The 12,846-nt window shown below is 37.0% G+C and carries 9 protein-coding genes; all 9 read left to right on the forward strand.

The window, feature by feature from the left end:
* The 9 genes from rseP to LDM90_RS08700 all read left to right on the forward strand — a co-directional run bounded on the left by rseP (position 1) and on the right by LDM90_RS08700 (position 12,805).
* The gene (gene rseP, locus LDM90_RS08660; RefSeq protein WP_034979522.1) at positions 1–1,257 is read left to right on the forward strand and encodes an RIP metalloprotease RseP; all 1,257 of its coding nucleotides are present in this window, start codon (positions 1–3) and stop codon (positions 1,255–1,257) included.
* Between the two features lie 26 nt (positions 1,258–1,283).
* Entirely contained in the window at positions 1,284–2,984 is a 1,701-nt protein-coding gene (locus tag LDM90_RS08665) for a proline--tRNA ligase (RefSeq protein ID WP_223897368.1), read from the forward strand.
* 5 nt (positions 2,985–2,989) lie between these two features.
* Positions 2,990–7,297, forward strand: a complete 4,308-nt coding sequence (locus tag LDM90_RS08670) for a PolC-type DNA polymerase III (RefSeq protein WP_223897366.1) — start codon at positions 2,990–2,992, stop codon at positions 7,295–7,297.
* Between the two features lie 105 nt (positions 7,298–7,402).
* Positions 7,403–7,876 (forward strand): ribosome maturation factor RimP, encoded by a 474-nt coding sequence (rimP, locus tag LDM90_RS08675; RefSeq protein WP_034979530.1) that lies wholly within the window; start codon positions 7,403–7,405, stop codon positions 7,874–7,876.
* A gap of 18 nt (positions 7,877–7,894) precedes the next feature.
* Positions 7,895–9,151: a transcription termination factor NusA gene (nusA, locus tag LDM90_RS08680; protein WP_223897364.1), complete on the forward strand. Its 1,257-nt coding sequence runs from the start codon at positions 7,895–7,897 to the stop codon at positions 9,149–9,151.
* A gap of 18 nt (positions 9,152–9,169) precedes the next feature.
* Entirely contained in the window at positions 9,170–9,466 is a 297-nt protein-coding gene (gene rnpM / locus LDM90_RS08685) for an RNase P modulator RnpM (protein ID WP_198211987.1), read from the forward strand.
* Positions 9,467–9,468: 2 nt separating this feature from the next.
* The gene (locus tag LDM90_RS08690) at positions 9,469–9,780 is read left to right on the forward strand and encodes a L7Ae/L30e/S12e/Gadd45 family ribosomal protein (protein ID WP_034979533.1); all 312 of its coding nucleotides are present in this window, start codon (positions 9,469–9,471) and stop codon (positions 9,778–9,780) included.
* Between the two features lie 4 nt (positions 9,781–9,784).
* A complete protein-coding gene (gene infB / locus LDM90_RS08695; RefSeq protein WP_223897362.1) occupies positions 9,785–12,424 on the forward strand; it encodes a translation initiation factor IF-2 in 2,640 nt (879 codons plus the stop codon).
* Between the two features lie 18 nt (positions 12,425–12,442).
* Positions 12,443–12,805, forward strand: coding sequence for a ribosome-binding factor A (locus LDM90_RS08700; RefSeq protein ID WP_034979538.1), 363 nt, complete (start codon positions 12,443–12,445; stop codon positions 12,803–12,805).
* Positions 12,806–12,846 lie beyond the last annotated feature (41 nt).

Consider the following 12,846-nt stretch of genomic DNA (forward strand, 5'->3'; position numbering starts at 1 on the left):
GTGAAAGGTATACTTATCTTTTTAGTAGTATTTGGAATATTAGTTTTTGTCCATGAATTCGGGCACTTTATTGTTGCTAAAAAGTGCGGTATTTTAGTACGTGAATTTTCAATAGGTATGGGACCAAAGCTTTTCCAAGTTAGACGCAATCCAACTACTTATACGATTAGGTGGCTCCCGCTAGGCGGATATGTCCGTTTAGCAAGTAAAGATGACGAAACTGATTTAGCGGCAGGGATGAGAGTGGTTTTACAGCTTAATCAACAGAAAGAAGTTGTAAAAATTGATGCCTCTGAATCAGATATACCGATTGAAGGAATACCATTACAAGTTACGGCATTTGATTTGGTAGATAAACTTTTTATTTCTGGATATGAAAATGGTGAAGAAGATCGATTAGTCACATACAAAGTCAATCATGATGCTACAGTTATTGATCATTCAAAAACTGAGTTAATTATTGCACCACGTGATACACAGTTTCAAGAAGCCAATGTGTGGCAGAAACTAGCTACCAATATTGCTGGACCATTAATGAATATAATTCTAGGTTTTGTCGTTTTTTTAATTTGGACATTTACTGTTCCCGGTCCTGCAACTACAGAAATAGCAGAAGTGACACCTAATTCACCTGCAGCTGTTGCAAAAATTGAGCCGGGTTCAAAAATTTTGGCTGTTAATGGTCACAAAATATCGTCTTTCGAACAAATTTCGGAAGAAATATATCAGAACAAAAATAAAAAAATTAATATCTCTGTTATTAAAGATAAGCAAAAAAAAGTAGTAAACGTTCAACCAAAAGCAGTAAAAATGCAAGGTCAAAAAGTTTACCAAATCGGAATTAGAGCAAAAAGCGATGAAAGAATCGGGGCTAAATTTAAGCGTGGATGGAATACGGCTGTTTCCACTACGGGAATGATTTTCAGTGCAGTTGGTGGCTTATTCCGTCATTTTAGTTTAAATAAGCTTTCTGGACCTGTGGGTATCTATTCCCAGACATCACAGGTTTCGCAAATGGGTTTTACTTATATCTTAGCTTTTTTGGCAATGATTTCAATTAACTTGGGAATCGTGAATCTAATTCCTGTACCGGGTCTTGATGGTGGCAAGTTTTTGCTAAACATTATTGAAATTGTGCGGGGCAAACCGATATCAGAAAATCATGAAGCCATGGTAGAACTGGTTGGCTTCGGTTTATTATTAGTTTTAATTATTGCTGTAACTGGTAATGATATCTACCGTTACTTTATTAAATAAAATATTAATTTTGGGAGAGAGAATTAATGCGACAATCTAAATTATTTATGCCAACTTTGAAGGAAGCACCAGCTGATGCTGTTGCTGAAAGTCATAAATTGATGCTGCGAGGTGGATACGTTCGTCAAGTTACAGCGGGTGTTTATGCGTATTTGCCTTTAGGGTACCGTGTTCTAAGTAAAGCTGAACAGATAATGCGTGAAGAAATGGCAAAAATTAACGTGCCAGAAATGGCAATGCCGGATCTTTTACCAGCAACTTTATGGGAAGAATCAGGCAGATGGCAAAAATATGGTCCGGAAATGTTTAAACTTAAAGACAGACATGGTCGTCAAAGCCTTCTAGGACCAACTCATGAGGAAACATTTACTGATATTGTCGCAAAAAATTTAAAAAGTTATAAGCAAATGCCGATAGCTCTTTTCCAAATTCAATCAAAGTTTAGAGATGAAAACAGGCCTCGTTTCGGTTTGCTTAGATCACGTGAATTTATCATGCTTGATGCATACAGCTTTGCCGCTACTAAAGAACAGCTTGATCAACAATTTGAAGATGAGAAAAAGGCTTTTACAGCTGCGTATCATCGTTGTGGCTTAAAAGTTACTCCGGTTATTGCCGATTCAGGAACTATGGGAGGAAAAAATTCAACTGAATTTCAGGCTCCAGCTGCCATTGGTGAAGATACTATTGCTACGAATGAAACAGGAACATATTCAGCTAATCTAGAAATGGCTTGCAGTATTGATACGTTCAAGCAGAAAGAGGAACCGTTAAAACAAGTTGAAGAAGTAGCTACTCCCGGTCAAGAGAGTATCGCTGATTTAGTTAAATTTTTAAATATTCCGGCAACTAGAATTATTAAGAGTGTGCTTTACGTTGCTAATGAAAAAGAAAATATCCTAGTCTTAATCCGTGGTGATAAAGAAGTCAATGAAGTAAAATTAAAGCATTTACTTGATGTTGATTCACTAAGAATCGCTACTGATGAAGAATTGGCAAACATAACCGGCGTTGGCAAAGGTAGCGTTGGTCCAATTAAAGCTGATTGGGCTAATAAAGTAGTAGCAGATAATACTGTTAAAAATCTTTATAATGTTGTTGTAGGCGCAAACAAATCTGGTTACCAAATTAAAAATGTGAATTTAAACCGTGATTTTACTCCAGACATATTTGGTGACATACGTGTTGCTAATGAAAGTGAACCAGATCCTGTTGATCACTTGCCATTAAAATTCACAACTTCTATTGAGGTAGGACATATTTTTAAACTGGGAACTTATTATACAAAAACTATGGGTGCAAACTTCCTCGATAAAAATGGTAAAGCGCAACCTGTTATAATGGGTTCATATGGTATTGGAGTTACGAGAGTTTTATCTGCTGTGATTGAACAGCATTTGACTAAAAATGGCGTTGCGTGGCCTAAAGAAATTGCACCATTTAGCCTGCACATTGTGCAAATGAAAATGAAAGATGAAGGTCAAACGAGTTTGGCTCAAAAACTTGAAGAAAAGTACAGCGCTAAGTATGATGTATTGTATGATGATCGTAATGAACGGGCAGGAGTTAAATTTGCTGATGCTGACTTGCTGGGAGCTCCAGTGCGAGTAACAGTTGGTAAAAAAGCCAGTGAAGGAGTAGTCGAAGTTAAACGGCCTACTGATGAAAAAGCAACTGAAATGACAGTGTCCGATTTAGACGGTTTTATTAATAAAGAGTTAGGATAATTTTCGTGACTGATAAAAATAAACTATTTTTAAGGTTATTGGAGCAAATCAAGTTTCCGCAAGAATTTGCAGATAATGATTTGTTGCAAAAGGGCGAAATTGAGAACGTGGATGTTTACGCTAAAGAACACAGGTGGGATATCCATGTTCTTTTTACTACGCCCTTAAAATTTGAAACTTTTAATGCTTTAAATAAGGCTATAAGTGCTAGTTTTTCCTCTTTCGTCAATATTCATTTGTATGTTCGCTCTCAAGATGGAGCAGATGATTATTTAACTGACTATTGGCAGTTCGCTGTGCAAAATTCTCAAGCATTGCAACCAGTGGCACGAGAATTTATTTCTAGTCATAAGCCTAAAAAAGAAAATGGCCGCTGGATTATTCCGGTTGACAATTTAGTGGTTGATGGACTGCTCGAGCAAAAAATGCTTGATGAACTTGCGGAAGAAATGAGAAATTTTGGTTTCTTTAACTTGAAGTTTGTAACTGAAATTGATGATGAAAATTCCAAAAATAATTTAGCCAGTCTTCAAGAGCTGCAGGAACAACATGAGCAAAATATGCAGGAAGAGTATGATTCAGCTCCAGCACAAGAAAAGCCAAAACAAGCAACCTATCCCACAAAAAAGACTCGTTATGGCAATCGCAAATTGGATGATAATTTACCTGTAACTCAAATTAAGGAAGTAATTGATGGAAGTAGAAATATTGTAATAGAAGGTAATATTTTTAATATTTCGAGTCGAGAATTAAAAAATGGATCAATTATATTTACAGGCGAAATAACTGACTACACTGATTCAATTTCATTTAAAAAGTTTGTTTCCGATAAAGAGCAAATTGAAAATATGACAAAAATAAAACCGAGAACTTGGGCTAAAATGCAAGGATCAGTAGCTGAAGACCAGTGGAGTCATGACACTGTTTTTAATATTTCTTGCTTTGAAATTGTAGAGCATGTTGGCAGAACTGAAAAATATCAGGGTGATGAAAAAAGGGTCGAGCTACATCTACATACAAATATGAGTCAGCTTGATGCTACAAATACCGCAACTGACTTTGTCATGGCAGCTAAGAAATTTGGTCAAAAAGCAATAGCTATTACGGACCATGCTGATGTTCAAGCGTTCCCTGAAGCATATAATGCAGGTAAAAAGAATGGTGTCAAAATAATTTACGGTTTGGAAGCTAATATGATTGATGATCATGCATTACTGGTTCTTAATCCGGCTTCAATGACATATAAAGATCGTGAATTTGTTATTTTTGACGTTGAAACGACAGGTTTGTCATCCGTTTACGATACCATTATTGAAATCGGTGCTGTAAAGATGAAAAATGGGGAAGTGCTGGAGAGGTTTGATAAATTTATTAATCCCCATCACCCATTAAGTGAACAGACCATTAATTTGACATCAATTACTGATGAAATGGTAGGAGCAGCTGATGATGAAGCTGTGGTTATTAAGCAATTTCAGGATTTTTATGGCGACCGTCCGCTTTGTGGTCATAATGTTCAGTTTGATGTTGGTTTCGTCAACGCAGCTTTGAAACGAGCTAACTTAGAAGAAATTACTCAGCCGGTAGTTGATACTCTAGAAGTATCACGGTTGCTTCATCCAGAACAAACCAGACATACGTTAGATTCTCTGGCCAAAAAATATAATGTTGTCCTCGAGCATCACCATAGGGCTAATCAAGATGCTGAAGCAACAGGCTATTTAATGTTTAAGCTCTTGGATGCGTTTGCCAAAAAGTATCACGAAGATGATTTAGGTAAAATGAACGATTATGCCGCTCAGGGTCAAGTGTTTAAAAGAGCACGGCCACAACATATGACTATCTTAGCAAAAAATCAAGCTGGCCTTAAAAACATGTACAGACTGGTTTCTATTGCAAGTACCAAAGATTTTTATCGGATCCCACGTACTCCCAAATCAGATTTGGTTAAGAATCATGAAGGTTTGCTATATGGTTCTGGATGCTCTGAAGGCGATGTTTTTGTTGCAATGATGCAAAAAGGCTATGACGAAGCTCGTAAGAAGGCACGCTTTTATGATTACCTCGAAATTCAGCCACCAGCAAATTATTCAATTATGATTGAAGATCATTTGATTGCTGATGAAAAAGAACTTGAAGAAATTCTGACAAATATTTACAAATTGGGTAAGGAATTAAATAAACCAGTAGTTGCCACAGGAGATGCACATTATCTGGAAGAACATGATGCTATATATCGTACTATTTTGATTTCGGCCCAACGCAGCAATCCTGACAGGAACAAAAAACAGCCTGACATGCATTTTTACACTACTCAGGAAATGCTAGATGCCTTTAGTTTTTTAGGTGCAGATATTGCTAAAGAAATAGTAATTACTAATCCTAATAAAATTGCTGAGTCAATTGAAGAAATTTCACCTATTAAAGACGGACTTTACCCACCACACATTGACAATGCTGATGAAGAAATGAAGCGTTTGACATATGACAAAGCACATGAGCTATATGGAGATCCACTGCCAAAGATTGTCCAAGATAGACTTGATATGGAACTCAATTCAATTATTTCCAATGGTTATGCTGTAATTTATTTGATTTCTCAAAGACTAGTGGCTAAGTCGAATAAGGATGGCTATTTGGTTGGCTCACGTGGTTCCGTTGGCTCTAGTCTGGTGGCTACAATGTCGGGTATAACTGAAGTCAATCCATTGGCACCCCATTATCGTTGCCCAAAATGTAAGTATTCGAAATTTTTCGAAAACGGTGAATACGGGTCTGGATATGACTTGCCGGATAAAAAATGTCCTAAGTGTGGAGCTGAATTGGTTAAGGATGGGCAAGATATTCCTTTTGCAACGTTTTTGGGATTTCACGGTGACAAAGTTCCTGATATCGATTTGAATTTCTCGGGTGACTATCAGCCGGTAGCTCATAACTTTATTCGAGTAATGTTTGGTCCCGATAATTCTTATCGAGCAGGTACAATTGCCACTGTTGCTGATAAGACAGCTTACGGTTATGCTAAACACTATGATGAAGAAAAAGAATTGAATCTGCGTAATGCTGAACTTGATCGTTTAGCAGCTGGTGTCAGTGGAGTTAAAAGGACTACAGGTCAGCATCCTGCAGGTATTGTTGTCGTTCCTGATGATATGGATATCTATGACTTCACACCAGTACAATATCCAGCAGATGATGTCAATGCTGCGTGGTTGACAACACACTTTGATTTTCATTCCATTCATGATAATATCTTGAAATTTGATATTCTAGGTCACGATGATCCAACTATGATTAGAATGTTGCAAGACCTTTCCGGTGTTGATCCTTTAACAATTCCACCCGATGATCCAGGAGTAATGTCGCTTTTTTCAAGTCCTAAAATTTTAGGTGTAACACCTGAGCAAATTCAATCAGAAACTGGTACTTTAGGTGTACCCGAATTTGGCACAAAATTTGTACGAGGTATGTTAGAGGAAACAAAGCCGACTACATTCTCCGAGTTACTGCAAATTTCTGGCCTATCCCACGGTACTGATGTCTGGTTAGGAAACGCAGAAGAGCTTGTTAACAACGGCACTTGCAAACTAAAAGATGTTATTGGTTGTAGAGACAACATCATGATGGACTTGATTCACTGGGGAGTTAAACCCGAGGCAGCGTTTTCAACTATGGAATCAGTTCGTCATGGTCGGGGAATAAGTGATGATGATATGGCAGTTCTACAGAAAAATGATAAAATTCCTGACTGGTACATTCCGTCTTGTCTCAAAATCAAGTATATGTTTCCGAAAGCACATGCGACGGCTTATATATTAATGGCTTTAAGAATTGCCTGGTTTAAAGTTTACTATCCTGAAATTTACTACACTGCTTATTTCTCAGTACGGGCTGATTTATTTGATTTAGTGGCTATGAGTCATGGTAAAAACACGGTAAAAAAGGCAATGGCTGATATTCAAAATCAAGGAAATGATGCGTCTGCAAAGGATAAAAGTCTTCTGACAGTCCTGGAAATTGCCAATGAGTGTTTAGAGCGTGGTATTAAGATAAAAATGGTTGATATTAATCAGTCTGAGGCTACTAATTTTAAAATTATTGATCAGCATACAATTTTAGCACCATTTAACGCGGTTCCTGGTCTGGGAAATAATGCAGCCAAACAAATTGTTGCTGCAAGAACTGAGCAGAAATTTTTGTCAAAAGAAGATTTGGCAAACCGTGGAAAAGTATCACAGTCAATTATGGATTATTTAGAAAATAATGAAGTTCTAACTGGAATGCCGGAGCAGAATCAACTTTCACTCTTTTAAAATTTTGCAGTATTAATATAAATGTGGTATACTTCTTAAAGAAGTTCGAATAAATAATTCGGAGTGAGCAATTATGCTCACTCTTTTTATTACGGAGGAAAGTACTTGGCGAAAGTTAAAGATTCTGTTCTCAAAGAAATTAAACCAATTATTGCAGAACGCAAAGATGAGTTTATTGATATAGAATACGTTAAAGAAAAGGGTCAAAACTATTTAAGAATTTACGTTGATAGAGAAAATGGTATTGATATGGATGAAATTGCAGGGTTAAGTGAATTATTATCTGAGAAGCTTGATCAAATACAACCTGATCCATTTCCTGATCCTTATATTTTGGAAGTTTCTTCTCCTGGTATTGAAAGACCAATAAAAAACAAAGATGATTGGGAAAAAGCTTTAAATGAGTATGTGCATATAAAACTATACCAGAAAGTTGAAGGTGAAAAAGAATATGAGGGAACTTTAAAATCTTATAATGATAGCGAAATCGAACTTGAAATAAAGATAAAAACTAAAAAGAAGGTTTTATCACTTCCCCGTAAAGCAATTGCAGGGATTCGTTTCGCAATTGAGTTTTAGAAAGGTTGATTAAAATTTATGTCTAAAGAAATGCTTGAAGCGTTCGCTACACTCGAGAAAACAAAGGGTATAAAGCAAGACGTAATTGTTGAAGCGATAAAAGCAGCGCTGGTTGCAGCATATAAGAAAAATTATAATCAGGCAACGAATGTAATAGTTGAATTTGATGAACGTAAGGGCGACTTTAAGCTGATGACTGAAAAGACTGTCGTTGAAGAAGTTCATGATGAACGTTTGGAAATCAGTTTAAAGGATGCTCTGACGATTAATCGGGCTTATGAACTTGGTGACAAAATTCGTTTCGAAGTCGCACCTAAAAATTTTGGTCGTATTGCTGCACAAACTGCTAAACAAGTTATTATGCAACATTTGCGTGAGGCAGAGAGAAATCATATTATTGATGAGTACTCTCAGTATGAAGATGAATTAATAACAGGAACTGTTGAAAGACGTGATAATCGTTTCGTTTATGTTAAAATTGGTAATGTTGAAGCAGTAATGCCACGTAATGATCAAATGCCTGGTGAAAGCTATAATCCCCAAGATCAGATTCGGGTTTTGGTTACTCATGTTGGTTCAGATTCAAAAGGCGCTCAAATTACGGTTTCACGTACCGCACCTGATATGGTAAAGAGATTATTTGAACAGGAAGTACCTGAAATTTATGATGGAACTGTTGAAGTGGTCTCAATTGCTCGTGAAGCAGGGGACAGAACCAAGATTGCAGTGAAGTCCAATGATCCTAACATTGATCCAGTAGGAACATGTGTTGGTCAAAGAGGTGCCAGAGTTCAGAATGTGGTTAATGAACTTGACGGTGAAAACATAGATGTAGTTAAATACGAGGAAGATCCGTCAGACTACATTGCTAATGCCTTGAATCCCGCTGAAGTGATTGCTGTTCAATTTGGAGATGAGGACGAGGAAAAAAGTGCTTTGGTAATTGTTCCGGATTACCAGTTGTCGCTTGCAATTGGTAAAAAAGGACAGAATGTACGTTTGGCTGCCAGATTAACAGGATATAAGATTGATATTAGACCAGAATCTGAAGTAGAATTTGTTGACGAAAGCAGTGATCAGGCTGAAAAAGAAAATGAAGAAGCTGAAACTAATAATTTAGCTGATGATGGTTCAAAGTCTTCTTTACAAGAAAACAGCGATTTTGCTGAGAGCGAAGAATCAGATGAAGATCCAGCTTCTGAAGAGGCTGAACCAGAAGATGAGCTTCAGGATAACATTTCTGATGGTGAAACAGTAGATTCTACTGAAAATTAAAGCAAGAGGTGAAACTTTTTGAAAAAAAGAAAGATTCCAATGCGAAAAGACTTGTTGACTAATACCATGCAGCCAAAAAAAGAATTGGTGCGCATCGTAGTCGACAAAGAAAAGAACATTTCTGTTGATCCTACTGGTAAAAAACCTGGTAGGGGAGCATATGTTTCGCTTGATCCAAGTCAGATCAAAAATGCTCAAGAAAAGAGCTTAATTGAGCGGAGTTTAGGAACTAAAGTGCCTAAAGAGTTTTACCAGGAGCTTTACTCATATGTTGACCATCAAAAGGCAAGAAAAGAATTGTTTGGTGATAAGTAGATTTGCAAAATAGACAAAAAGCACTAAATTTGTTGGGATTAAGTCAAAAGGCCGGAAAATTAGTTTCAGGCACTGAAATTGTTTCAATTGGGGCAAAAGCCAAAAAGGTAAAACTAATTATTTTAGCCCAAGATAGTCATGCAGATACTACTGCAAAGATCTATAAAGTTGGGGAACAAAATAATATACTTGTTATTAACAAATTTACTAGTAATGAAATTTCCCAAGCGATCGGAAAAAAGCGAAAAGTTTTAGGAATTACTGATACTGGTTTCTGCAAAGCATTGTTACAAAAAATAGACGAAGGAGTGTGATTTGATGGCTAAAACAAGAATTTATGAATTGGCAAAAGAATTAGGCATCGATAATAAAACTGTGGTCAATAAGGCGAAGGACCTGGGTCTTGATGTTAAAAATCATATGTCATCACTTGAAGATTCACAAGTAAATCAATTAAAAGATAGTTTCCGTAGCTCCGCTCCCGCGCAAAAGCAAGAGAAACCCGCAAAAAGGAGCAGTAAAATCAAAATTTCCGTTACCTCAATTCGCAAAAATGAAAAAAAGCATGAGGAAAATAATAATAACAAGAATACCAAAAGGAGCAACAACTTTCACCGATCTAACAATAGATCAAGACAAGCTCAAGATCGCAATAAGCAACGTACTAACCCAAGCCAAAAGACTTCAAAGCCAGTAGCACAAGATTTATTAAAGCAGTTAAAGCAAAAACAACGTGTGGATGAAAAGAAATTAGATCGTCAAAGTGAAAGAGTCCAGAAGTCTTATAATGAAGATCAAACGACTGTCAAAAAATCTTCTGGAGAGGATAACAAAAAAGCCACAAAATCAGAAAATAAAGTTGTCAAAGTTGAAACTACAGCTCCTAAGGTAACTGGACCAAAAATAATTAAGCCTTCGCCAGCCAGAATGAAGAATACACAAAAGGCAAGTCCAGTTAATAAACCTAAAGCTTTAGATACAAATGCTGCACCTGAACCTGCAAAAGAAGAAAAACGTCGTGGCAATGGTCACGGTCGCAATTCTGGTAAACCTGGCAGAAAAGGTAAAAATCAAACTTTTGGTACCAATAATTACTCAAAGCATCAAGAAAAGCGTAAAAGAAAGAATAAGAAAAAGCAGTTCGAACAGGTACCAAAGAAACAGCCAACCCAGAGAAAAGAACGTCCGTTACCGGAAACACTGGTGTACGAAGTTGGTATGAATGCTCAAGATTTGGGCAAGTTGCTGCACCGTGAACCTGCTGAAATAGTTAAGAAACTATTTATGTTAGGTGTGATGACTAATCAAAATCAGTCACTTGATAAAGATGCAATAGAATTAGTTGCTGCTGAATATAATATCAATGCCAAAGAAAAAGTTCATGAAGATATATCTGACATTGATACTCTTTACGACAAGAGAATGGCAGCTTCTATGAAATCTAAGCATCAAATTAAACGACCACCAGTTGTTACAATCATGGGTCACGTTGACCATGGTAAAACAACTTTGCTTGACCGATTGCGTCATACTCATGTTTCTGCTCATGAAGCTGGTGGTATTACACAGAAAATTGGTGCCTATCAGGTAAGAGTAGATAATAAGCCAATCACATTTTTAGATACGCCTGGACATGCAGCATTTTCTAACATGCGTGAACGTGGTGCTGAAATCACCGATATTGTTGTACTGGTTGTAGCTGCAGACGATGGAGTTATGCCACAAACTGTTGAAGCCATTGACCATGCTAAAAGTGCTAAGGTACCAATCATTGTCGCAATTAACAAAATGGATGTTCCTGGTGCAAACCCTGAGCATGTTACTGAACAGTTAATGAAATACAACTTGATTCCGGAAAATTATGGTGGTGACACTATTTTTGTAAACATTTCTGCCAAAACTGGTGAAAATGTTGATGAACTTTTACAAATGATTCTCTTACAAGCAGATGTCATGGAACTACAGGCGGATCCTACGCAAAAGGCAATTGGGACTGTTATTGAAGCTCGCCTTTCCCGTGGCCGTGGCCCAGTTGCTGACCTTTTGGTTCAACAAGGAACCCTAAAAGTAGGTGATCCTATTGTTGTCGGTAATCGCTTTGGTCGTGTCAGAGTGATGACTAATGATCGTGGACGCCAGGTAGAAAAAGCTACACCATCAATGCCAGTTGAAATTACTGGATTGAATGATGTGCCCGAGTCAGCTGATAAGATAGTTGTCTTTGATGATGAAAAGACTGCAAGAAGCGTTGGTGAACAAAGAGCACAACAGGCTTTACAACAATCTCGTGAAAATGTCCAACATGTTACTCTTGATAACTTGTTTGACACGATGAAAAAAGAAAACATGAAAGAAGTAGACGTTGTCTTAAAAGCAGATGTACAAGGTTCAGTAGAAGCTTTACAACAATCGCTTGAAAAGATAGAAGTCGAGGGCGTTCGTGTTAATATCATTCATGCGGGTGTAGGAGCAGTAAATGAATCGGATGTTACACTAGCCGGAGCTTCGAATGCCTTTATTATTGGCTTTAATGTCCGTCCAACCGCTACTGCTAAATCTCAAGCTGAAGCAGATGGAGTAGATATTCGACTATATAGCATTATTTACAAGGCAATTGATGATGTTAAAGCTGCTATGAAGGGTATGCTTGAACCAACTTATGAAGATAAAGTTGTTGGTAATCTGACTGTACGTGAAACTTGGAAAGTTTCTAAAGTTGGGACGATTGCTGGTGCATTTGTTGATTCTGGATATGTTTCAAAAGATTCTGAAATTAATTTGATACGTGATGGAGTTGTGATCTACACCGGAAAAGTCGCATCACTCAAACGATTTAAAGATGATGCCAAGATTGTTAAGCAAGGATTTGACTGTGGTTTAACAATTGAGGGTTATAATGACATCAAGATTGGTGATGAGATGGAAGCAGTTGAAAAGCAGGAAGTTAAACCTGAATAAATTAACTGGGAGGAAAGCATGAAACACAGAATAGGTCGTGTTGAAGGAGAAATCCTCCGTGAATTAACGAAAATTTTACGGAAAAATATTCGTGATCCACGAGTTAATGATGTTACAATTACGGCGGTTGAATGTACAAATGACTTATCATATGCTACTGTATATTACAGTATTCTTTCTGAGGACTCTAAAAAAGAAGAAGAAGCTGCTGCTGGTTTAAATAAAGCTAAGGGAATGATGAGACATTTGTTAGGACAGGTTCTAACTGTCTATAAAGTTCCTGAGTTAATTTTTAAACGAGATAATTCAGTTAAATATGGTAGTAAAATTGATCAGTTAATTGCTGAAGTAAAAAAGCAGGATGCAAATCGCAATAATTAAGAAAAGCGCTGTGAGGCGCTTTTTTCATGGTTAGGTAATAA

The organism is Lactobacillus huangpiensis (assembly GCF_019972815.1).
GTDB lineage: Bacteria > Bacillota > Bacilli > Lactobacillales > Lactobacillaceae > Lactobacillus > Lactobacillus huangpiensis.

Bases quoted from the DNA above. Each gene is read 5' to 3' on its own strand.
- LDM90_RS08665 (WP_223897368.1), top strand. From the start codon at position 1,284: ATGCGACAATCTAAATTATTTATGCCAACTTTGAAGGAAGCACCAGCT.
- nusA (WP_223897364.1), top strand. From the start codon at position 7,895: ATGTCTAAAGAAATGCTTGAAGCGTTCGCTACACTCGAGAAAACAAAG.
- infB (WP_223897362.1), top strand. From the start codon at position 9,785: ATGGCTAAAACAAGAATTTATGAATTGGCAAAAGAATTAGGCATCGAT.
- LDM90_RS08700 (WP_034979538.1), top strand. From the start codon at position 12,443: ATGAAACACAGAATAGGTCGTGTTGAAGGAGAAATCCTCCGTGAATTA.